Annotated in this window: 17 protein-coding genes; 7 read left to right on the forward strand and 10 right to left on the reverse strand. The window is 49.2% G+C overall.

Annotation, left to right across the window (positions count from 1 at the left end):
* Nucleotides 1-229: 229 nt before the first annotated feature.
* Entirely contained in the window at nt 230-1,282 is a 1,053-nt protein-coding gene (locus tag CWE22_RS02705; protein WP_169929847.1) for a Glu/Leu/Phe/Val dehydrogenase dimerization domain-containing protein, read from the forward strand.
* 69 nt (nt 1,283-1,351) lie between these two features.
* On the opposite strand, the gene ydiJ is transcribed toward CWE22_RS02705, so the two are convergent.
* The gene (gene ydiJ / locus CWE22_RS02710) at nt 1,352-4,411 is read right to left on the reverse strand and encodes a D-2-hydroxyglutarate dehydrogenase YdiJ (protein ID WP_169931004.1); all 3,060 of its coding nucleotides are present in this window, start codon (nt 4,409-4,411) and stop codon (nt 1,352-1,354) included.
* 22 nt (nt 4,412-4,433) lie between these two features.
* Nucleotides 4,434-6,800: a phosphoenolpyruvate synthase gene (gene ppsA, locus CWE22_RS02715; RefSeq protein WP_169931005.1), complete on the reverse strand. Its 2,367-nt coding sequence runs from the start codon at nt 6,798-6,800 to the stop codon at nt 4,434-4,436.
* 144 nt (nt 6,801-6,944) lie between these two features.
* Here ppsA and ppsR point away from each other — a divergent pair, with 144 nt between their 5' ends.
* A complete protein-coding gene (ppsR, locus tag CWE22_RS02720) occupies nt 6,945-7,754 on the forward strand; it encodes a posphoenolpyruvate synthetase regulatory kinase/phosphorylase PpsR (protein WP_169929848.1) in 810 nt (269 codons plus the stop codon).
* A gap of 176 nt (nt 7,755-7,930) precedes the next feature.
* Here the strand turns inward: ppsR and CWE22_RS02725 are convergent, their stop codons facing one another.
* From CWE22_RS02725 to bioB, 7 genes are all read right to left on the reverse strand, one after another.
* Entirely contained in the window at nt 7,931-8,728 is a 798-nt protein-coding gene (locus tag CWE22_RS02725; RefSeq protein WP_169929849.1) for a DUF1338 domain-containing protein, read from the reverse strand.
* Between the two features lie 35 nt (nt 8,729-8,763).
* Complete coding sequence (locus CWE22_RS02730) at nt 8,764-10,122, reverse strand: class II 3-deoxy-7-phosphoheptulonate synthase (RefSeq protein ID WP_169929850.1); 1,359 nt, start codon at nt 10,120-10,122, stop codon at nt 8,764-8,766.
* A gap of 64 nt (nt 10,123-10,186) precedes the next feature.
* On the reverse strand, nt 10,187-11,062 hold the full coding sequence (gene htpX, locus CWE22_RS02735) for a protease HtpX (RefSeq protein ID WP_169929851.1): 876 nt from the start codon (nt 11,060-11,062) through the stop codon (nt 10,187-10,189).
* A gap of 280 nt (nt 11,063-11,342) precedes the next feature.
* Nucleotides 11,343-12,071: a dethiobiotin synthase gene (gene bioD, locus CWE22_RS02740; protein WP_169929852.1), complete on the reverse strand. Its 729-nt coding sequence runs from the start codon at nt 12,069-12,071 to the stop codon at nt 11,343-11,345.
* Nucleotides 12,064-12,873, reverse strand: a complete 810-nt coding sequence (locus tag CWE22_RS02745) for a methyltransferase domain-containing protein (RefSeq protein ID WP_169929853.1) — start codon at nt 12,871-12,873, stop codon at nt 12,064-12,066. Before CWE22_RS02745 ends, bioD begins: the two co-directional genes overlap by 8 nt.
* A complete protein-coding gene (locus CWE22_RS02750) occupies nt 12,870-14,072 on the reverse strand; it encodes an aminotransferase class I/II-fold pyridoxal phosphate-dependent enzyme (RefSeq protein ID WP_169929854.1) in 1,203 nt (400 codons plus the stop codon). The genes CWE22_RS02745 and CWE22_RS02750 overlap by 4 nt, the downstream gene beginning before the upstream one ends.
* A gap of 3 nt (nt 14,073-14,075) precedes the next feature.
* Nucleotides 14,076-15,116, reverse strand: a complete 1,041-nt coding sequence (bioB, locus tag CWE22_RS02755) for a biotin synthase BioB (protein ID WP_169929855.1) — start codon at nt 15,114-15,116, stop codon at nt 14,076-14,078.
* Nucleotides 15,117-15,268: 152 nt separating this feature from the next.
* Between bioB and bioA the strand changes: the two genes are divergently transcribed.
* The gene (gene bioA / locus CWE22_RS02760; RefSeq protein WP_169929856.1) at nt 15,269-16,540 is read left to right on the forward strand and encodes an adenosylmethionine--8-amino-7-oxononanoate transaminase; all 1,272 of its coding nucleotides are present in this window, start codon (nt 15,269-15,271) and stop codon (nt 16,538-16,540) included.
* Nucleotides 16,541-16,615: 75 nt separating this feature from the next.
* The gene (gene asnS, locus CWE22_RS02765) at nt 16,616-18,016 is read left to right on the forward strand and encodes an asparagine--tRNA ligase (protein WP_169929857.1); all 1,401 of its coding nucleotides are present in this window, start codon (nt 16,616-16,618) and stop codon (nt 18,014-18,016) included.
* 297 nt (nt 18,017-18,313) lie between these two features.
* Here asnS and CWE22_RS02770 read toward each other — a convergent pair whose 3' ends face one another.
* Nucleotides 18,314-18,862 carry a nitroreductase family protein gene (locus CWE22_RS02770; RefSeq protein ID WP_169929858.1) on the reverse strand — a complete coding sequence of 183 codons (549 nt, stop codon included), beginning with the start codon at nt 18,860-18,862 and terminating at the stop codon, nt 18,314-18,316.
* 138 nt (nt 18,863-19,000) lie between these two features.
* On the opposite strand from CWE22_RS02770, the gene sppA reads away from it, so the two are divergent.
* The 3 genes from sppA to CWE22_RS02785 are packed head-to-tail and all read left to right on the forward strand — an operon-like array spanning nt 19,001 to nt 23,284.
* Entirely contained in the window at nt 19,001-20,857 is a 1,857-nt protein-coding gene (gene sppA, locus CWE22_RS02775; protein ID WP_169929859.1) for a signal peptide peptidase SppA, read from the forward strand.
* 36 nt (nt 20,858-20,893) lie between these two features.
* Nucleotides 20,894-21,904 (forward strand): asparaginase, encoded by a 1,011-nt coding sequence (ansA, locus tag CWE22_RS02780; protein WP_169929860.1) that lies wholly within the window; start codon nt 20,894-20,896, stop codon nt 21,902-21,904.
* A gap of 39 nt (nt 21,905-21,943) precedes the next feature.
* Nucleotides 21,944-23,284, forward strand: a complete 1,341-nt coding sequence (locus CWE22_RS02785) for a sodium-dependent transporter (RefSeq protein ID WP_169929861.1) — start codon at nt 21,944-21,946, stop codon at nt 23,282-23,284.
* Nucleotides 23,285-23,286: the final 2 nt, after the last annotated feature.

Raw genomic sequence — 23,286 nt, forward strand, 5'->3', positions numbered from 1 at the left:
ATTTGTTTTAACTGGTCTATTTACCGTAATGAAGGCTGCCTCAACGAGGCGCCAAAGGGCCATTATAGTAACGCGAAAGGCTGATTTGGCAAAGCCTAAAGCGCTGTAAACTTTGGTTGCAAAAGTTGACGTTTACGTAAACGAAATATTTTATCCAGTTACTAGCGAAAGCAAGAACAAAATGGTAATGTGCGCGCACTTTATTGGGATAAACGAGGACTGATTACTCATGTCTCTATTCGAGCACACAGAGTTCGACCAACACGAGCAAGTCGTGTTTTGTCATGACAAAGAAACTGGTCTTAAAGCCATTATTGCTATCCACGATACGACTCTTGGCCCCTCACTGGGTGGCACCCGTCTTTGGAATTACGCCTCCTCTGCAGAAGCTCTCACGGACGTTCTTCGTTTATCGCGGGGCATGACCTATAAAAGTGCGCTCGCTGGACTACCTTTAGGCGGCGGCAAAGCGGTTATTATTGGTGATGCTAAAACGATTAAGAGCCCAGAATTGTTCCGCGCTTATGGCCGTTTCATCAACTCACTCAGCGGTCGCTACATTACTGCTGAAGATGTGAACATCCGCACCAGCGACATCGCAATTGTAGCCGAAGAAACCACGTTTGTGGCAGGTACAGCTGAAAAAGCAGGCGACCCATCGCCGCATACCGCTCTGGGAACTTATCTAGGTCTGAAAGCTGCGGCTAAACACAAGCTCGGTAACGAAAATTTGCAGGGCGTTAAAATTGCCGTACAAGGTTTAGGTGCTGTTGGTTACGACTTTGCCGAGTATTGCCATAAAGAAGGTGCCGAGCTCTTCGTGACCGATATCAACGAAGAAGCCTGTCAACGCGCAGCGCGTGAACTTGGTGCAACGGTGGTTGGTTTGGATGAAATCTACGGCTTAGACGTGGATGTTTATGCTCCTTGTGCGCTAGGTGCGACCATTAATGATCAAACACTCGCGGTGCTGAAAGCAAAAATCATTGCTGGTAGCGCGAATAACCAGTTAGCAACACCTGCACACGACCAAAAAGTCATGGATCAAGGCATCTTGTATGCTCCAGACTATGTTATCAATGCCGGTGGCGTTATCCACGTCTGTAGCGAAGCTGCCAATATGTCTCGCGTTGAGACAGATAAACGTGTCCGTGACATCTATGGCACCTTAGATACCATCTTCTCTCGTTCTACTGCTGAGAATCGACCTACCGGTCAAATCGCAGATGAGCTGGCACGTGAAGTTATCGCGAAAGCCAAAGCGGCGAAAGCAAACGCCTAACTGCTTCAGTGGTCATAAAAAAAGCGACGTAACAACGTCGCTTTTTTGTATCCACGTCCTTTTCACTGTTCACTTTTCACTTTCACTCACTACACAGCGCGCTACTATTTGAATAGGATGCTCAATGGGTTGTCCAGCGAATCGTTTCACTTGTGAACGACACGAGAATCCGGTTGCCACATGCCCGACATCACTGCGCGCCAACGGCTCTTGCCAACTCATCTCAAACAGTCGCTTGCTCGTGTCTTGGTGCGTTTGTTCATGTCCAAAGGTACCAGCCATACCGCAACATCCGGTTGCGGTCACTTCGAGCTCTAAGTTCATGCGCTGAAATATCTGTTGCCAGTGTTTAGCCGACTCCGGCACCGCTGTTTGTTCAGTGCAATGCGACAGTAATTGCCAGCGGTTATGAGCCAGTGTGTGATTCGCAGATGGCGATAATTTATCACTCTGTTGCATCAACCACGCTTGGACACCATTGACAGTAAAAGTAAACGATTGGCCTACCGGCGCAAACTGCCGATATTCATCCTGAAAGCACAAAGCTGTCGAAGAATCTAAGCCCACCAGCGCCACACCAGCATCTGCTAACCGTTGCAACTGCGGCCCCACAGTCGCCACTGTTTTCGAAAATTCGTGCAGAAAACCTTTCACATGCTGCGCCTTCCCGTTACCGATAAAGCGCAAGAGTATAGGTTCGAAGCCCATGGCTGCCGCAACGTGTCCAAATGCCTGCACGACTTTCGCGTCATAAAAGCTGGTGAATGGATCTTGTACAATCACCACCGACTGAGCTAACTGCTCCGGCGGCTTTGCCAAGATTCCATCAACGTCAGCCGTCGACCACTGCCACTGTTGGCTCAATGCGGGAGTTGATAACCGCGGCGCATCCACATAACCCACCACTCGTTTTAAGAACCATTCAGTCACTGGATTATGCGTCAGAACGTTGCTAAAACGAGGCCATCTTGCCAGAACTGGCGCAAGACGCTCGACATCTCGAACCATTTTGTCTTTGGTCGGCCGCGCATACCGTTGGTGGTACCAGCTCAAGAACCGCGCTCGGAAATTTGGTACATCAACCTTAACTGGACATTGTGTTGCGCAGGCCTTGCACGCCAAACAGGTATCCATGGCTTGCTTCACTTCATGGTTAAAGTCATTCGGGCTAAGGCGTGGTTTAAAGCGATTCTCGAGCCAAGTTCGCTGCGGTGGTATGCCACTGACATCCATGTCTTGAACGCTATTCAGACGCAACCATTCGCGGATTAACGTCGCTCGTCCTTTCGGCGAATATTGGCGATTACCCGTTGCTTTGTATGACGGGCACATAGCCGATTCCGGGACATAGTTGAAGCACAAACCATTACCATTACAATTCATGGCTGGTTGATAGGCCTCGCGCATGGTAATCGGAATTTGCCTATCATAATGCCCGCGTAATTCAGCTTGTACGCCCTGCAACGACTCATCGCTGCCATATGGCGTCGCCAACTTACCCGGATTGAGTCGATTATCAGGATCAAACGCACGCTTCACTTTCTGAATTTCAGGATACAGCTCACCAAAAAACTTAGGCGCATACTCTGAGCGGTAGCCCTTACCATGCTCGCCCCACATCAGGCCGTTGTATTTAGCTGTTAGTTCAGCCACTTGATCGCTAATGGTTCGAACGAGTGCTTCATCAATTGGATCCGCCATATCCAGCGCTGGGCGCACGTGCAAAACTCCTGCGTCGACGTGACCAAACATACCATAATGAAGTTGGTGGCTATCCAGGACAGCGCGAAACTCAAGAATAAAGTCTGCTAAGTGCTCCGGCGGGACTGCCGTATCCTCAACAAAAGCAATGGGCTTGCGCTTTCCTTTAGTTGCACCTAACAAACCCACGGCCTTTTTGCGCATGGCATAAATGGTTTGGATGCTCGCTGCATCGGCACAAATCTGATAGCCAATTACCCCTCTTGGATCCGCGCTGCCTAGCTGCGCATCAAGCGTGTCAATCAGTTGCTCAACTTTGGCGTCGAGTGCTGCTGAGTCCGTTGCAGTGAACTCCACCATATTAATGCCGTTCATGGTTTGCCCATCGACATCCTGCAAATGCTCGGCAACCTGATGCCAAATGATATCTTCGCGAGCGAGATTTAAGACATTGCTATCTATAGTTTCTACCGACGTAGCTTGCGCTTTGACTAATGTCCGCGCATGCCGCAGCGCGGCTTGGAAATCACTGTACTTAACATTCACCAAGACCTTGCAACGAGGTATGCGGGTTAAATTTAACGTCGCTTCGGTCACGATCGCTAAGGTCCCCTCAGAGCCAGCAATCAACCGCGAAAGGTCAATGGTGTCCTGCTGCGGATCATAGCAATGCTTGAGGTCATAACCGGTTAGAAAACGATTCAGTGGAGGAAACTTTGCGTCAATAGCTGGACGTTGCTCAACACAACTTTCAATGGCCTGCCGATACAACGCAGCTTCTAAAGAATCACCTGTTGCACGATTGCGAGCTTCCGACAACGGTACTGGAGCCGTTTGGATAACTTCACCATTGGTTAACACTGCTGTCAAACCCAGGATGTGGTCGCTGGTTTTGCCGTACACTAATGAGCCCTGCCCGGACGCATCCGTGTTGATCATGCCGCCAATAGTCGCGCGATTCGATGTCGATAAATCGGGAGAAAAGAAGAAACCTGATGGCTTTACACTATCATTGAGCTGATCTTTGATAACACCAGCCTGGCACACCACTTGCGCGTTCTCTGCATCGACGTTCAGTACTGCACGCATGTGCCGACTGAGATCAATCACTAACCAATGTGTCAGCGACTGCCCATTAGTGCCAGTACCACCGCCCCGCGGAGCAAAGCGAATGGGGCGAAACTCATCCGACTGTGCCAATTGGAAAATCAGCTGAACCGCCGCTGTGGTCCGCGGATAAACGACACCTTGGGGGAGCCGTTGGTAAATACTGTTGTCGGTTGCAGCAATCAAACGCTGACCGTACGTATTCTCAATGTCTCCCGCAAAGCCTTGTTGTTCAAGCTCAAGCAAAAAGCGTTGATACAGGCTGTCTGATCGCGTTTCACGGCGATCAGCCGGTGTATGTTCGGGTAACTGCTGAACCACGGACGCCAAGTTGGCTATGCTCCTACAACTGTTTGGCTAAATACAACCAAGTTTCGACAACGGTATCAGGATTAAGTGATACGGAATCAATGCCTTGTTCGACCAACCAAGCAGCGAAATCAGGATGATCAGATGGACCCTGACCGCAAATACCGACGTATTTGCCCTTCTTCTTCGCAGCCTGAATAGCCATCGATAACATCGCTTTGACGGCTTCATTGCGTTCATCAAATAAGTGCGCAATCACGCCAGAGTCACGATCAAGCCCCAAGGTGAGCTGGGTTAAATCATTGGAACCAATTGAGAAACCATCAAAAATATCAAGGAATTGCTCTGCCAATAAGGCATTGGACGGCAGTTCACACATCATAATCACGCGTAAACCGTTCTCGCCTTGGTAGAGGCCTTGCTCACGCAACAACTCGATCACTTGACGGCCTTCGTCAAGCGTTCGTACAAACGGAATCATAATTTCAATATTGCGCAACCCCATGTCGTTGCGAACGCGTTTGATAGCCTCACATTCCATCGCAAAACATTCGCGGAAGTCTTCCGAAATATAGCGTGAAGCACCACGGAAACCGAGCATCGGGTTCTCTTCATGTGGCTCGTATTGGCGACCGCCCACCAGGTTGGCATATTCGTTTGATTTAAAGTCAGACATACGCACGATCACGCGTTCAGGCGCAAAGGCTGCACCTAACGTTGAAATTCCTTCGGCCAGTTTGCTGACATAGTATTCACGCGGACTCGAGTAACCTGCCATAAATCCGCTGATTTCTTTCTGTAGTTCCGGTGTCTGTTGATCAAAATTCAATAACGCTTTCGGATGCACACCAATCATTCGATTAATGATGAATTCGAGACGCGCCAAGCCCACACCCGCATGCGGTAAACCTGCGAAATCAAAAGCACGGTCAGGATTACCCACATTCATCATAATTTTTAGTGGCAAATCCGGCATTGCACCAATATCCGACTGCGTGACATCAAACGATAATTCGCCGTCGTAGATGAATCCGGTATCGCCTTCAGCACAGGACACTGTAACCGCTTGGCCTGCAGCAATGCGCGCGGTCGCGTCACCACAACCCACCACGGCCGGAATGCCGAGTTCACGCGCAATAATGGCCGCGTGACAGGTTCGCCCACCACGATTCGTCACAATGGCGGCAGCCCGCTTCATGATAGGTTCCCAATCCGGGTCCGTCATATCAGTCACGAGTACATCGCCTGGCTGAACTTGATCCATCTCTGAGATATCGTTGAGAACTCGAGCCACACCAGCACCGATGCGTTGACCGATAGCACGACCGGTTGCCACCACTGCGGTCTTTTCTTGTAGCGCATAGCGCTCAACTGATTGGCCTGACTTATTGGACTGAACGGTCTCTGGACGTGCCTGGACAATGTATAACTTGCCATCGATGCCGTCTTTCGCCCACTCGATGTCCATAGGACGACCATAATGCTTCTCAATAATGACTGCTTGTTTCGCTAATTCTTGGACTTCATCATCGGTAATGGAGAACGTTTGACTTAATGCGGGGTCAATATCGACAATCGCCGTTTGCTGACCATGCTTTTGGCTATCGGCATAGATCATTTGAATCTTTTTACTGCCGAGATTACGGCGTAATACTGCTGGTTTTTTGCGCGCGAGTGTCGGTTTATGGACGTAGAATTCATCCGGATTTACGGCTCCCTGCACCACCATTTCACCAAGCCCGAATGATGAGGTAATAAATACCACATCTTCAAAGCCGGATTCAGTATCAATAGTAAACAGCACGCCAGACGCAGCAATGTCACTGCGGACCATACGCTGGATGCCAGCCGACAGCGCTACGCCTCGATGGTCATAACCTTGATGGACACGATATGAAATAGCGCGATCATTGAATAAAGATGCGAAGACATGCTTAATCGCTTCCATAATGGCGTCAATACCACGCACATTCAGGAATGTCTCTTGTTGTCCTGCAAATGAGGCATCCGGCATATCTTCAGCCGTCGCGGAGCTGCGAACAGCAAAGCTCACTTCAGCATTGCCATCGCTGAGTTTTTGATAAGCAGCACGGATCGCTTGATCCAATTCAGGTTGAAAAGGCGTCTCAATGACCCACTGCCGAATTTGTTTACCCGCTTCGGCCAGTGCTTTTACATCGTTGGTATCGAGGGTGTCGAGCAATGCGTAGATACGGTCATTGACACCACTTTGCTCGAGAAATTCGTTAAACGCATCCGCAGTGGTGGCAAAGCCATTTGGAACCGATACGCCGACTCCGGCCAGATTACTAATCATCTCACCTAACGATGCGTTTTTCCCACCAACGCGACCGACATCATTCATCCCTAATTGATCGTACCAAAGCACATAATCTTGCACGTTATTCTGCACCGTAAGTTTCCTCGTGAGTTAGACTAGAGTGCGACCTCACTGCGGCCACGTCGTTGGAAAAACTGCGGTTTATTTTACACGTTGCTATGGCACAAGTTAACATCCGAGACGAATTAACTGGGGATACTTTCTATGCGCACGGTTTTTTATATTTCAGATGGCACCGCACGAACCGCTGAGGCCTTTGGTAAAGCGATGTTATCAATGTTTCCGTTAAAGGTGGAACATCGAACGCTCGCGTTCATTGATTCACCGGAAAAAGCCGATGCTGCCGTGAAACGCATTAATTCCGCTCATCAACAAAGTGGTGAACGGCCGATTATCTTTCACACCTTTGTCAGCGTTGATATCAAGCGCATCATTACCGCGAGCCAAGGTAGCTGTTACGATTTCTTAGATTATTTTGTCGCGCCGTTGAGCCGGGAACTGGGCATTCCAGCACAACCCAAAACACATCGGACTCACGGTATTCAAGAAGATTATGATTTTCGAATTGAGGCAATCAACTACACCCTCGCTAACGATGACGGTAGTAATATCGCAGATTATGATGAAGCCGATATTATTTTACTGGGCGTTTCACGTACCGGCAAAACACCAACCAGCCTCTATTTAGCGCTTCAATATGGTATCAAAGCTGCAAATTACCCGATTACCGATGATGATGACTTTGAACATTTGCAGTTGCCTCGGGCACTCAAACCCCATCGGCATAAAATTTTTGGTTTAACGCTCGAAGCTCAACGCTTGCATGAAATTCGCAGTAAACGCCGCGAGGGCAGCAAATATGCGTCGATGCAACAATGTCGATTTGAATTGAATGCGGTGGAGCAACTCTACCGTCGCGAGGCTATTCCATTTCTGGATAGCACCCGCTTCTCGGTCGAAGAAATTGCAGCGAAAATACTTAACGAAACCAATCTAGAGCGGCATCGCTACTGATGAGCTACTAGCTACTGGCTACTGGCTACTAGTTATTGGCTACTCGCAAGATCCGATCTAAGCATTTCTAGTAACCAGTAACCAATAGCTAATAACGGTTTTAGTTACTGGCTACCCGCAAGAGCAGCTCTGCGCTTTTCTAGTAACCAATAGCCAATAGCCAGTAGCGCTTCGAGTTATTTAGCGTTCGTGCTCTCGAAGATTTTATCAGCGGAGGCAGCCACGAACCCAGTGTAGAGCTGGTTTGGAGCAATCTCGTAGCGCTTCGCGAACTCATAGAAACAACTTGGAATCACTTTTTCCATATCACTAAAACGCACGGCAGTGTGATCCGCCAAGGTCGATGATTGTTCCAAGAATACATCGCTCGAACCTTTGATTTCGCCACCTGAGGTGTTGAGTTGGAAGCCAGCATTTTTCAATGTTTGATTCACTTGCTCAAGCGAATCGTAATCCGGCAACTCATTCACGTTGACCGTAAAGTGGTTCGCACGGAAACCAAAGGCAGCCATCCACGCTGCATACTCACTCTCTTCGAGCAGACGTTCATAATCTGTGCTGCTGATTTGCCAATGCGCACCGGAATACAAGAAGTCTTCCGCAGTCACCGCAGAAGCAGGAACTTGGTCGACCAAATTCTTTACAATGCGTTGCAACTCTGGGGAAAAACTTTCCACCAACAACTCACTAATGAATATTTTCGGCAGGCGCGGATCACTGTGTTCGTAGTGTTTTGCCACCAAACGCTTTTCTTCAAAAACGTAATCGCCTTTTGCTTCATAGCCCATCGCAATGAAATGCGCGGCCAGAGCCTCTAAGCCCACAGGGGCTATATTAAAAGTGCGGAAGGCGACATGGTCATTGATGATGTCGCGGCCCTTCCCTAAAACCTCATGCACTTTTGCTGCGGAGGGAGTTAACTGAATGTAATCTTGCCAAAGGTTCTCAAAAAACTGCATCACTGATTGTGACATAGACTGCTATAACCTCGAAACTGTCGACGATAAACTTAACCACGGCCATTGCGTGCATCACGCAATGAGTCCGCTACCAGAAACGCTAACTCAAGAACTTGATCTGCATTTAATCGAGGATCGCACTGCGTCTTATAGCGTTGCGTCAAATCGTGTTCGCTGATTTGATACGCCCCACCAGTGCATTCAGTGACATCCTCACCCGTCATTTCGAGATGTACGCCGCCAGGGTATGTTCCTTCGGCATGGTGTACAGCAAAAAATTCGCGTAACTCGGTATGAATGGCATCGAAGTTACGTGTTTTCAGGCCATTTTCAGCCTTCACCGTATTGCCATGCATCGGGTCGCTCGACCACACTACATGCCGACCTTCAGCTTTGACTCGCCGTAGGATTCTCGGCAGGTTATCGGCTAGATTGTTGGCACCCATGCGAGTAATGAGAGTCATTCTTCCCGGCTCGTTGAGCGGGTTCAGAATGTCTAACAATCGAATGACGTCATCAGGTTCTGTTGTAGGGCCTATTTTAACACCAAGCGGGTTATGAATACCACGCATAAACTCAACGTGAGCGTGGTCCGGTTGCCGTGTCCGTTCACCTATCCACACCATGTGTGCAGAGCAGTCGTAAGGCAAGCCTGTTAGTGTGTCAATCCGCGTCAGGGCTTCCTCATAGGACAGCAACAAAGCTTCGTGTGATGTAAATAATTGGGTTTCGTGAATCGTTGCATTGGTATCCGAATTAATCCCCAACACTTCCATGAATTGCAGTGCTGATTGAATTTGTTCTGCTACCTCTAAATACTTTTCTTTCAGTGGATTCGCGGCGACAAAGCTCATATTCCACTTATGAACTTTATGCAGGTCTGCTAAACCACCCTGTGCAAATGCACGCAATAAGTTCAAGGTTGCCGCCGAGTGATGATACGCCTGTATCATCCGCTGTGGATCAGGCTGTCTAGCTGCGGAGTTAAAATCCGAACCATTGATAATGTCACCGCGATAAATAGGTAATTCAACGCCATCAATCGTCTCAGTGCCACTCGAGCGAGGTTTTGCATATTGCCCCGCCATCCTCGCTACTTTGGTGACCGGACAGGAGCCTGCAAAAGTCATAACGATTGCCATCTGTAAGATGACTTTGAACGTATCCCGAATTTTGGGTGCATTAAAGTCTGCAAAAGACTCTGCACAATCACCACCCTGCAGCAGAAACCCTTTGCCTTGACTAACTGCCGCAAGATTTTTACGCAACGCACGAATTTCCTCCGCAAATACTAGCGGAGGAAACTGTTTCAACTGCTGCTCAACAGCTTGAAGTTCGGTTGGGGAAGCATAGTCGGGTTGTTGTAAAATTGGCTTTTCTCGCCAACTCCGCGAGTTCCAATTAGTCATGCGGTTTTCCTACTGCTTATATGAAAACACCAATGTACCGATTTACGGCGCTTGTTACAACGCTTTAACGGCTATTTTCAAGCGCTTGAATACGTTTTTCGAGCGGCGGATGACTCATAAATAATTCACTGAACGAACGTTTGCTTTGTATCCCAAATGCCATCATAGTGCCATCCAAAGTAGATTCCTGTGACCTCTGTAACCGCCGCAAAGCTGCAATCATTTTGTGTCGACCAACGAGAGCAGCGGATCCGCTGTCTGCGCGGAATTCACGTTGCCGTGAAAACCACATCACGATAATACTGGCCAAGATTCCAAAGACCACCTCAAGTACCATCACGATGCCAAAATAAGCGAAACCACCGAGTCCCTGTCCCTCGGAATTGTTGCCACGTAATGCATTGTTAATAGCTCCAGCAATCACGCGGGCAATAAAAATCACGAAAGTATTCACTACACCTTGGATAAGCGTCAACGTGACCATATCGCCATTGGCGATGTGACTGACTTCATGCGCTAATACTGCTTCGACTTCATCTTCACTCATCGCGCGCATCAAACCGGTGCTGACTGCCACTAACGAACTGCGTTTACTGGCTCCGGTGGCAAAAGCATTGGGCTCCGGTGAGTCGTAAATTGCCACTTCGGGCATCGGAATACCGGCTTTGCGGCTCTGTTCTTCAACTTTCCGCAGTAACCATGCTTCGGTGTTGTTACGTGGTTGCGTGATCACATGTGCACCCACTGAACGCTTTGCTAACCATTTCGATAGAAACAGCGAGATGAATGCACCACCAAAACCAAACAGCGCAGCAAAGATCAGCAAGCCTTGGTAACCCGATGGATCCAAGCCAAAGGCCGGCATGATCAAATTCATGACTACACCAAACACCACCAAAATAGCCAAGTTTGTGGCTAAAAATAAAACAATACGCAACATACTGACGTCCTCACGCAAGACAACCGATACTGAGAGTATATATGGCGATCTCAAGATAAAAATTCAATTGGAATGAAGATATTTTGTTTCGCTTACCGGAACGCGCTACTAGCTAGTAGCTACTGGCTATTGGCTATTAGCTATTGGCTATTAGCTATTGGCTATTAGCTACTGGCTATTAGCAAAACCTCGATCTGTGTTTTCGAGTAACTAGTAACTAATAGCTAGTAGCTATTGGCAAAACCTCGATCTGTGTTTTCGAGTAACTAGTAACTAATAGCTAGTAGCGAGTAGCTAGTAACCGCAATTTTGTAGCGAGTGGCGAGAACACTGCCTGGCTTTCTTCAGGGGATTCTTGGTATGCGATTTCACCCAGCAGTGGTGCGGCAATCGACGCTTTTAGGGTCGCCAGGTTTTCGGCGTAGCGAGCCATGGGTTTCGGCTGACAGGTATTCGCCACCCAGCCCAACAATGGCACACGTCGCTGTTCGAGGCTTGCTACGGTGAGTAATGCATGATTGAGACAGCCTAGGCGCATCCCCACTACGAGCACAACGGGGACTTGATGTTCAGCAATCACGTCCGCTAACGAACGCTGTTGCAGTGGCAATAGCCAACCGCCTGCACCTTCCGCAATCAATAGACGTTGTTTTGCTTGCGCGCGCGATCGCTGCGCCAGCAGCAAGGTACTTACGCGCTGAACGGTCAACTCAACGCCCTCTTCTTGCGCCGCAATATGAGGTGCAATTGCTGCTCGCAGGCAGATAGGATTGACTTCGGAATAGGTGGCATCATCCGTACATGCTTGACGAAGCGCTACTGCGTCCTCATTGACCCAACCGTCATCGGTACGCTCGGCACCAGCGGCGATTAATTTACTGACCGCACAAGGAAGTCCCTGTCGCTCAAGCTCGCGAACCAGACCGGTGGTAACGAAAGTCTTCCCAATTTCGGTATCTGTACCTGTAACAAAAATAGAATCATACTTGAGTTTTTGTAATTCATTCATCTATTTTAAATGCCTTTATAAGCCCGATATTCCATTTTAATTGAATAAAACCCCGTTCATTTCGATAGGGTTCCAATGCAGCTTCAATCGCCCTCAGCCATGCGCGTGAGCGCAGCCCACCCGCTTCTCTCGCCGTATAGTTCGCACCGATACCGCGTAAATGACCAAACATGTCTCGCGCTGAGGCGTAGCAATAATGAAAATCCTGTTGGGTAAACTGAAAGTGCGTTGATTTCAGTGAGCTTAAGGCTCGCTGCACATCATCAACTTGCAAGAAGCGATTGCTATGTTGAGCGCCATCAACCATCCGCATTACGGTTGCCAATGGCTCGAGTGAGCCAGCAAGTACCGTGGTTGCGAGCAAACAGCCATCGGTGCAAAGTGTCCGAGTCAACTCCGCTAAGGTTTGCTCTAGGTGAGTACACCATTGCAAAGTCAAATTACTGTAGATGCAGTCTATAGATTGGTCAGGAATAGGCAGTGCATCGGCATCTGCGCAAATGAACTGATTCGCCAGTGCACGGTGATTCATGCGCGCTTGGGCTACCATGCTTGGAGCAATGTCGAGCCCAAAATAGTGTCCACAGCGCTCGGCAAGATACCCGCTGGCGACTCCAGGACCGCAGCCAACATCAAGCACTACACTGCTCGACGCCAGTGTCAATGCGTCAAATTCCTGTTGCAGTAATGCTGCGCAGTCGCGTTGAAGATGATTGTGCTGCTGATAGCTCTGCGCCGCCCGGTTAAAGTGCTGAGCAATGCGGCGCTTATCCAATGCAAAGGTTGCCTCGGCAGCACTCATGAACCTAACTCCACGCGCGCAGCGCGAGCATCGATTGCGGCAGCCAACACATCCACCAAATGAATCACGTCGGATGGTTGATGTGCTGCGGTTAAGGTGATGCGTATACGCGCAGTCTGCTCTGGCACTGTCGGGGGTCGCATTCCTGTGCACCAGATACCGGCTTCGCGAAGTTGATCGGCCACCCATAATGCATCAGCATCGGCACCAATGACTATGTGTTGAATAGCAGTGGTGCTCTCAGCGACTGCTAAACCGCGTTGTTTCGATAAACTCTGAAAGCTTTGTATCGTTTCGGCTAACCGTTGTCGTAAACCATGGCCCTCGGCACCAACAATGAGGTCCACCGCAGTGTGAATCGCCGCAGCTTGAGCTGCAGGGAACTGCGTTGAATACACTAACTCGCGACAATAATTCGTTAAGTAGTCAGCCACCTCTCGACTAGTCGCGACTGCTGCTCCAGCAACGCCTACCGCCTTGCCAAAAGTTAACGTGAGCAACGGTACCTGCTCAGCACTGAAGGCTCCACCAATACTTAAGCCATGTTCACCTTGGGTCCCAAAACCATGAGCATCATCCAGCCAGAGGTCGCGCTGTACAGCTGGAGGAAAAGCAGCGTCCAGCAAGTCTTGCACAGGCGCTTGGTCACCATCCATACTGAACACGCTTTCCGACAATACCAAAACCGCCGCATTAGGGTTTTGTTGCCCAGCAGCTTGCCTCAAGCGTTGCTCATAAGCCCCCACATCGTTGTGTTGAAAACGCTGTAATCGCACCCCAGAAAGCCATGAGGCGTGAACTAATTTATCAGCAATAACGGCATCATAATGAGGGGCTAAAGTTTGCAAGACACCATGATTGGCGGCGAAACCCGTGGAAAACAGGAGAATTTGCTCACGGTTTAAGTACTCAGCTAAACACTTTTGTAAATTGCTATGAGGTTTAGTTAGGCCAGTGACTAAGGGCGATGCTCGACCGCCACTTCCATACGTCAGCACTGCGTCGGCAAACGATTGCTTGACCAAAGGGTGATCACTAAGTCCCAAGTAGTCGTTGCTAGCAAAGTTTACAAACCGCCGGCCATCAGCAGTTTCCACGAATCGCGCGTCGGCACGAACGAATTGGGGCAACTGCCGCCAACGCTGCAGTTGCTCGCGTTGCTGTCGCGCTTGTTGCAACTGCGAGCGAATGGCGACCATAGCTCAACTCACTTCGTAGTAACGAACAGGTTGTTCTTGTTCAGCTACAGCATCGGCAATCACCGCCTCTTGAACAGCATCACTGTAATCTTCGTGTTGCAGTGCATGCAGTCCCAGCCGCTCAAACAATTGCTGATCTTTATCAGCCTCAGGGTTTGGCGTAGTGAGAAGTTTCTCACCGTAGAATATGGAATTAGCGCCGGCCATAAAGCACAGGGCTTGCAGTTCATCGTTCATGGTTTCACGCCCGGCAGACAGTCGCACGAACGACTTCGGCATCAAAATACGCGCCACCGCAATGGTACGAACGAATTCAAACGGATCCAGATCGTCTAACTCTGCAAACGGCGTTCCTTTCACTTTCACCAACATATTGACGGGAACACTTTCCGGATGTGCTGGTAAGTTTGCCAGTTGTTGCAATAATCCAGCTCGATCACGACGACTCTCGCCCATACCGACGATACCACCAGCACAGACTTTCATACCCGCCGTACGCACGTTTTCCAAGGTCTGTAACCGGTCTTGATAGGTACGCGTCGTAATCACATCCCCATAAAATTCCGGCGACGTATCAAGATTATGGTTGTAGTAATCGAGACCAGCTTCACGCAGTGCCTGCGCTTGATGTGGATTGAGCATACCCAGTGTCATACAGGTTTCGAGTCCTAAAGCCTTGACGCCTTTTACCATCTCAATCACATACGGCATATCACGATCTTTCGGATTGCGCCAAGCTGCCCCCATACAGAATCTACTTGCTCCCTGTGCTTTCGCCGCCTCAGCTTCTTCCAGCACTTTCTCAACCGCAAGCAACCGTTCTCGATCCAATCCCGTGTTATACCGCGCACTTTGCGGACAATATTTACAGTCCTCTGGGCACGCACCCGTTTTTATCGACAAGAGTGTGCTGACCTGAACGGCGTTCGGATCAAAGGTTTCACGATGAACGCTCTGTGCCCGAAATAACAAATCGTTAAATGGCAGCGCAAATAGCGCCTCTATTTCTTGGCTACTCCAGTCGTGACGAATGGCACTGGTCATGGGAACTCCTTGCTACGAAAAGGTGATGCGCTTCAAGCACGATTCTGAGTGGACTAGTTTAGGGGCATTACGTACACTGTCAACTTATTGAAACTCGAATTATAGACATCTGTACACTTTTTAACCTATCTCATGACTAATCGGATCTCTTCATGACCATGGACTTAGAATTCGACAGACACCACATTTGGCATCCATATACCTCCTTCAAGAATCCACTTCCCGCTTATCCCATCGTTGCTGCTGCCGGATGCGAACTGGAACTTGAGGATGGACGCCGATTAATTGATGGCATGTCGTCCTGGTGGGCCGCTATTCATGGTTACAACCATCCTGCCCTGAACGCAGCTGCGCACAGTCAAATTGACCAAATGAGCCATGTCATGTTCGGTGGTATTACCCATCAGCCTGCTATAGATCTGTGTAAACAATTAGTCGCGATGACACCTGCTGACCTGAATCGGGTGTTTTTGGCCGATTCCGGCTCAGTATCCATAGAAGTGGCGATTAAAATGGCCGTGCAATATTGGTTTAGTCGCGATCGTCCGCACAAGAACCGGCTCGCAACCATTCGCGGAGGCTATCACGGGGATACGTTCGCAGCCATGTCGGTGTGTGATCCGGTGAATGGTATGCATGCCCTCTTCCAAGGCAGCCTGCGCGAGCAATTATTTGCACCCATTCCGCAATGCTCGCCTTCTGACGACTGGAATCCTGCAGACTTGGACGCGCTGCAGCAACTTCTCGAGTCGCACCAGCATGAACTGGCAGCATTGATACTCGAACCCATAGTCCAAGGTGCTGGGGGGATGCGCTTTTATCATCCGCAGTACTTAGCTGGAGCGCGTGCGCTTTGCGATCACTATCAAGTACTCCTGATTGCGGATGAAATAGCGACCGGATTTGGCCGAACCGGACGCCTCTTTGCGTGTGAACACGCTGCAATTACGCCTGATATTCTCTGCGTGGGTAAAGCACTAACGGGCGGCTATCTTACGCAAGCTGCGGTTATTACGACTGATACTGTTGCTCTTACCATCAGTGACGGCCCTGCTGGTGGTACTTTTATGCACGGTCCTACATTCATGGGAAATCCACTCGCTTGTGCGATTGCCAGTGCGAACTTGCAACTGCTTACCACCGGTAATTGGCAGCAGCAAGTGGCTGCCATTGCTACTCAGCTGGAGCACGAGTTGGCACCAGCACATACCTCGAAACGCGTGGCCGATGTGCGGGTCTTTGGAGCCATAGGCGTGATTGAAATGCATGACCCAGTAGAGGTGGCAAAAGTGCAGCGCCAGGCTGCAGAACTGGGGGTGTGGATCCGTCCATTTGGACGACTGATTTATGCAATGCCACCCTTTGTGATTTCATCTGCACAATTGAGTCAACTTTGTCGCGCGATGGTCGCTGTTTCTGCTTGAGTTGTGCGCAAAGCAAGGTAACATAGCCACTTCATTCGTTTTTTATCATTTATTCACTATGGAGTTGGTTGGCTAATGTCCTTCGCTACTGTTGTCGATGTGTTATCGGGGAAAGTTGCCGTTGGTGATGAAGTAACCGTGCGTGGCTGGGTCCGTACCCGCCGTGATTCAAAAGCCGGTATTTCATTTATCAATGTGCACGATGGTTCGTGTTTTGATCCTATTCAGGCCGTGGTCCCCAATACCCTGAATAATTACGACAATGAAGTGTTGAAGCTCACCACGGGTTGTAGTGTTGCCATAACCGGAACTGTGAGTGAATCCGCTGGCAAAGGTCAGTCGTTCGAACTCCAAGCTACAGCAGTAAAAGTATTTGGTTTTGTTGAAGATCCAGATACCTACCCAATGTCACCGAAGCCCCATTCGATGGAATATTTACGTGAGTTCGCACACCTGCGTGCGCGTACGAACGTCACTGGCGCCGTCATGCGGGTACGTAACTGTCTAGCACAAGCGTTGCACCGTTTCTTTCATGAGCACGGTTATCTGTGGGTAGCAACGCCGATCATTACTGCTTCCGATGCTGAGGGCGCGGGTGAATTATTCCGGGTCTCGACACTCGACCTGATGAACCTACCGAAAACCGACCAGAACGAAATCGATTTTTCCAAAGACTTCTTTGGCAAAGAGTCCTACTTAACGGTTTCTGGTCAGCTCAACGTCGAAACATATGCTTGTGCATTGTCGAAGGTTTATACCTTTGGACCCACATTTCGTGCAGAAAATTCGAACACCAGTCGCCATTTGGCAGAATTCTGGATGGTAGAGCCGGAAGTCGCATTTGCCTCTCTCGACGACATCGCCTATTTAGCGGAAGATATGTTGAAGTACGCCATTCGCGCGGTACTTGAAGAACGCGCCGACGATATGGCGTTTTTCCAACAACGCATCGATAAAGAAGTCATCAACCGACTGGAACATGTTGCCAATAACAAATTTGTGCACATGGATTACACCGATGCGGTCGAAATCTTGCAGAACTGTGGGAAGAAATTTGAATACCCAGTGTCCTGGGGCACCGATTTGCAATCCGAGCATGAGCGTTACCTCGCTGAAGTGCACGTGGGCGCACCCGTAGTATTGAAGAATTACCCGAAAGGTATCAAAGCCTTCTACATGCGCCAGAACGACGATGGCAAAACAGTCGCAGCCATGGACATTTTGGCACCCGGTATCGGTGAAATCATCGGTGGTAGTGCCCGTGAAGAACGTTTGGATGTGTTTGACGCCCGCCTCGCTGAAATGGGGCTGCCGGTAGAAGAGTATAGCTGGTATCGCGACCTTCGTCGCTACGGCACCGTTCCTCATGCTGGCTTCGGACTCGGTTTTGAGCGTTTAGTGAGCTACGTCACCGGCATGACCAACATTCGCGATGTCATCCCGTTCCCACGCGCTCCCAAATCAGCCGACTTCTAAGTCAGCTATTAGCTACTAGTTACTGGCTACTAGAAAGCACAGATCTACGGTTTTCTAGTAGCTAACTGCCAATAGCCAGTAACCCTCTTTCAGCTATTAGCTACTAGTGACTGGCTACTAGAAAACACGGATGTACGGTTTTCTAGTAACTAACTGCCAATAGCCAGTAACCCTCTTTCAGCTATTAGCTACTAGTGACTGGCTACTAGAAAACACGGATGTACGGTTTTCTAGTAACTAATAGCTAGTATCCGGTAACGTTTTTGTTTTGTGTCTTTTCTGTTCACTATTCCCTGTTCACCAGTGTTTTATGTTATTCGCAATGTCCTTCATCGGCTTGATCGGTGTCGGTACCGCGGGCGTGCCCACGTACAAAAACCCGACGATTGCATCGTCGTCACCGCATCCCAGTTGTTCTTTAACCCAGTTGTCTTCAGCGAACCAACCGGTGCGCCAAATCGCGCCTAAATTTTGTGCAAAGGCCGCTTGTTGTAGCAGCAAGGTGGCACAGGCAGCGCTAGCGAACTGTTCATCGCGCGGTACTTTGTCGTGCGGTTGATACACCATACTCACCGCAATGACTGTGGGTGCACGCAATGGCAACTGACTTGCGGCCAACTGCTCTTCAGCTGATTTATTGCGCCGTTCAGCGGCTTGTCTAAAAATTTCGCCCAATTGCTGTCGCGCTGAGTCAGCAAATATTGCAAACTGGTACGGTGTTAATGCGACATGGTCCGGAGCTCTCGAAGCCGCTTGTAAAAGCAAGTCGAGCTGTTGTTTGGAAGGACCTGGTTCAATGAGTCGTGGCATCGATGAACGGGTGAGCAGCAATTCAAGTGCTTGCATGAAAACCTCGAAAGAATAAATAAAGGACTGCGTCTAGCTTAACAAAGATCACGCTCTGTTACATTGTCGCTCTAGTCTATCGGTTTGTTCTAAAGTATGCTCGCAACGTGTAAAAAACTAAATCTCAGGATAGTGGCCATGAGCGGAATTCGTAATGTGTTTGGCAAGTTGTTTGGTTTTATCAATGGCATCAGAAAAGTCATTGTAAACCTTGTATTTTTTATCGTCCTTTTTGTCTTTGTCGGTTTCCTTATGAGCGGTGAAGACGCCATAGAAGTGCCTACTGACGGCATGCTGGTATTGAACTTAACAGGTTATATTGTTGAAGAAAAAACCTACGTCGATCCTGTTGATGAGTTCTTTAATAAAGCTTTAGGTTCGGCACCAAGCGTTCCAGAAGTCTTGTTGAGTGACGTGATTGAGAGTATCGAACTGGCAGCGAGCGACGATCGCATTAGCGGTATTTACCTCAACTTGTCCAGTTTCATGGGCGCAGGCATGAATAAGCTCGAACTGATCGGTAACGCACTCTCCGAGTTCCGTGAAAGTGGTAAACCTATTTACACCTACGGTGACTACTTTAGCCAAGCGCAATATTATCTCGCTGCGCATGCAGATGCGATTTATCTAAATCCGCTCGGTGGCATGATGTTCGATGGTATGGGTGGAAATAACCTGTATTACAAAGATCTCCTAGATAAACTGAAAGTGTCTACCCATGTGTTTAAAGTGGGTGACTACAAGTCAGCTGTTGAGCCATATATCCGCAACGACATGTCAGACGAGGCCAAAGAAGCGAACGGCCAACTCTATGGTGAGTTGTGGGAAACCTATAAGTCACGCGTGACTGCCCTGCGCGACATCGATCCTCGGATACTGAGCGGTACTATGGCCGATTTCCAAGCTTTAGTAGCTGAGAACAACAACGACCTAGCGAAGCTGACCGTCACCACCAACGTGGTCGATGAACTGAAAACGCGTGAAGCGTTTCGCACTCAGATGATCGAGTTAACTGGACTCGATGACGATGAAAAATCGTGGAAACGCATTGACCACAATGCCTATTTAGCGGCTATCGAGCAAGAATCGCTCATGGCTGAAGAAAATAACGATGATGTTAATAGCATTAAGGTCATTGTGGCTCGCGGTATTATTGTCGATGGCTACCAAAAAGCCGGCATGATTGGTGGTGATAGTACTGCCGAATTATTGCGCCGCGCACGCCAAGATGATTCGACCAAAGCGGTCGTATTGCGTATAGATAGCCCGGGTGGCAGCGGCTTTGCCTCGGAGATTATCCGCCAAGAAGTTCTAGAGCTGCAGAAAGCCGGAATCCCAGTTATCGCATCCATGAGTTCAGTGGCTGCATCAGGTGGCTATTGGATTGCCGCTTCTGCAGATGAGATATGGGCAGCACCGACCACAATTACTGGCTCTATCGGTGTGTTTGGAACCTTCTTCACCATCGAAGATTCGTTGGCTGAAATTGGTGTTTACAGTGATGGCGTTCGCACCACTGAAATGCCGGTCATGGATATCACTCAGCCACTGGGCGATGATGCGAAACAAATCATCCAGTTGAGCGTCGAGAAATTCTACACCGACTTCGTTCAAATGGTTGCCGATAGTCGCGACATGTCGTATGACGAGGTCCATGCCGTAGCTCAAGGGCGCGTTTGGACTGGAACCAAAGCATTAGAGTTCGGATTGGTTGACCAATTGGGTGATTTCGAGGATGCTATTGCCGCTGCTGCTGCAAAAGCAGACTTGACTGAATTCACCGTCGAGACGCTGACCCAAGAACTGTCGCCGCGTCAACAAATGCTGGCTAATTTCTTCGGTACTGCTCAAGCGTGGTTCCCTCAGCCTACCGTGGCTGCAAAGAACCCACTGGAAGCAGAGTTAATGCGAGTATGGTCTGACTTGCAAATCACAACGAAATTCAATGATCCGAATGGGATCTACGCGTTGTGTGAGTTATGCCCGACGTATTGATGTTCGCGTCTGACCGCAACCGATAAGGTTAGTCGTTTGACCCGCAAAAAGATTTACGTCGCCTACACAGGTGGCACTATAGGTATGCGAAAATCGGCACAGGGCTATGTCCCTGTGCCCGGTTTTTTAACCGAATGTGTGCAAAAAATGCCCGAGTTCTTCCGGGATGAAATGCCTGAATTTACCATCTCAGAGTATGACCCACTGATGGATTCATCGGATATGTCGCCACAAGACTGGCAACATATTGCGGAAGATATCCAACACCATTACGACGAGTACGATGGTTTCGTGGTCCTTCACGGCACTGATACCATGGCTTACACCGCGTCAGCGCTGTCTTTCATGTTCGAGAATCTCGGTAAACCGGTCATTATTACCGGCTCGCAGATCCCGCTCGCAGCCTTGCGCTCTGATGGTCAAACCAACCTATTGAATGCACTCTATATTGCAGCCAATTACCCGATTCATGAAGTAGGTCTGTTTTTTAATAATCAACTCTTTCGCGGTAATCGTGCGACTAAGGCCGATGCTAACGGTTTCGATGCATTTGATTCGCCCAATTTTCCACCTCTGCTCGAAGCCGGCATTCAAATTCGCCTTCAAGCGGGTGAGCTTCAACCCGTCAGTTCAGCACCTCTGCAGCTTACCTCAGTGACACCGCAAGCCATTGGCGTTGTGACACTTTACCCAGGTATTTCATCGGTCATTTTCGATAATCTGCTGCAACAACCCGTTCGTGCCTTGATCATGCAGAGCTATGGCGTAGGAAATGCGCCGCAAGACAAGCAATTGCTCGCCAGTATCGAACGTGGCATAAAAGCTGGAACGACTATTTTAAACTGCACCCAATGCTTTAAAGGGAAAGTCAATATGGGCGGCTATGCGACCGGCAATGCGCTGGCAGAAATGGGTGTGGTGAGTGGTTATGATATGACCATAGAAGCAGCATTGACTAAGCTTCACTACCTGTTATCCCAGAACTTACCGCAAGCCCAGCTTGAGCACCAACTCCAACAGAATTTACGTGGCGAATTAACGCTGTAAATGATGCTATTTTAACCTTCTTTATATGCGGTACTCACTATGACAGCTACGTCACCTGCATTCTCCTCTCGACTTGGTTTTATCCTCGCCGCAGCCGGTTCCGCGGTAGGCCTCGGTAATATCTGGGGATTTCCCACACAAGCTACAAGCAATGGCGGTGGTGCCTTTGTACTCGTCTATTTGCTCATGATCTTGGTCCTCGCCTACCCGACTTTGGTGGCTGAGCTGACCATTGGTCGTCTGCGCCAACAAAACCCAGTCGCCACCATGCGCACAATGAGTCATCAACCACTATGGCGGCGAACCGGCGTTATCGCCGCTGTTGTGGCGCTGGCGACCCTGGGATTCATCCTCGCTTTTTATGCAATTGTTGCGGGTTGGCTATTAGGCTATCTATTTGCTGCTGTGTTCAAGATCTTTGGCCAATACAGCGTCGCCGAATGGTTTGTCAGCTTCAGTATCGAACGCAATCTGCTGATGATGGCTTTGTTTATGGTCATGACCGTCCGTGTGGTCCGCTCTGGCGTGAAAGAAGGTATCGAGCGATGGTCTAAGCGTCTAATGCCGTTACTGTTCCTGCTGCTCATTGCAATGGCTATCTACGTACTGACACTCCCGGGTGCCTGGCAAGGGTTAGTGATGTATGTGACTCCAGATTTCAGTCAAGTTACCGATCCGGAACTAGTTATTCGCGCGATGGGCCAGGCGTTTTTCAGTCTCTCCATTGGCCTTTGTTGCATGATGACGTATGGCGCATACTTATCCAAGGATGAAAATTTACCCAAAACAGCGGGTTGGGTTGCCGGGGTCGACAGCGCAGTCGCGTTGCTTGCCGGGATGCTAATTTTACCAGCAATGTTTGCAGCACAAGACATGGGGGTCACCATCTACTCGGAGACCGGTGAACTATTGTCGGCCGATACGCTAGTCTTTACCGTGCTGCCGGCCATGTTTGATTCCATGGGACCCATTGGCAACTGGATCGCAGTCGCCTTTTTCGTGTTTATGGTGATTGCCGCGATTACCTCCTCGATTTCTATGCTAGAGGCTCCGGTAAACACTATACGTGAAGAACTCAATATTGAACGTGCGACTGCGGCGCGCGTGTTAGGTATCGTGATCACGGGTATCGCAGCAACGATCATTTATAACTTTGAAACGCTATTTGGTTTGGTGATAACCGTCACGACGGTGTATATGCAACCGCTAATGGCTATCATTTTCGGTTTCTTTCTCACTTGGATTTTACGTCAGCATCTGTTGTTGAAAGCACTGCAAGGCGGCTCACCGAATATCGAAAAAACGTGGTTTTGGAAGCTCTGGCCGGGCTACGTAAAATTCGTTTGCCCCGTCTTGATATTACTCGTTATTTTCGTCTGAAC

This window comes from Pseudidiomarina aestuarii (assembly GCF_003987355.1).
Taxonomy (GTDB): Bacteria; Pseudomonadota; Gammaproteobacteria; order Enterobacterales; family Alteromonadaceae; genus Pseudidiomarina; species Pseudidiomarina aestuarii.

Coding starts and splice junctions, on each gene's coding strand:
- CWE22_RS02705 (WP_169929847.1), top strand. CDS start 230: ATGTCTCTATTCGAGCACACAGAGTTCGACCAACACGAGCAAGTCGTG.
- ppsR (WP_169929848.1), top strand. CDS start 6,945: ATGCGCACGGTTTTTTATATTTCAGATGGCACCGCACGAACCGCTGAG.
- CWE22_RS02725 (WP_169929849.1), bottom strand. CDS start 8,728: ATGTCACAATCAGTGATGCAGTTTTTTGAGAACCTTTGGCAAGATTAC.
- CWE22_RS02730 (WP_169929850.1), bottom strand. CDS start 10,122: ATGACTAATTGGAACTCGCGGAGTTGGCGAGAAAAGCCAATTTTACAA.
- htpX (WP_169929851.1), bottom strand. CDS start 11,062: ATGTTGCGTATTGTTTTATTTTTAGCCACAAACTTGGCTATTTTGGTG.
- bioD (WP_169929852.1), bottom strand. CDS start 12,071: ATGAATGAATTACAAAAACTCAAGTATGATTCTATTTTTGTTACAGGT.
- CWE22_RS02745 (WP_169929853.1), bottom strand. CDS start 12,873: ATGAGTGCTGCCGAGGCAACCTTTGCATTGGATAAGCGCCGCATTGCT.
- CWE22_RS02750 (WP_169929854.1), bottom strand. CDS start 14,072: ATGGTCGCCATTCGCTCGCAGTTGCAACAAGCGCGACAGCAACGCGAG.
- bioB (WP_169929855.1), bottom strand. CDS start 15,116: ATGACCAGTGCCATTCGTCACGACTGGAGTAGCCAAGAAATAGAGGCG.
- bioA (WP_169929856.1), top strand. CDS start 15,269: ATGACCATGGACTTAGAATTCGACAGACACCACATTTGGCATCCATAT.
- asnS (WP_169929857.1), top strand. CDS start 16,616: ATGTCCTTCGCTACTGTTGTCGATGTGTTATCGGGGAAAGTTGCCGTT.
- CWE22_RS02770 (WP_169929858.1), bottom strand. CDS start 18,862: ATGCAAGCACTTGAATTGCTGCTCACCCGTTCATCGATGCCACGACTC.
- sppA (WP_169929859.1), top strand. CDS start 19,001: ATGAGCGGAATTCGTAATGTGTTTGGCAAGTTGTTTGGTTTTATCAAT.
- CWE22_RS02785 (WP_169929861.1), top strand. CDS start 21,944: ATGACAGCTACGTCACCTGCATTCTCCTCTCGACTTGGTTTTATCCTC.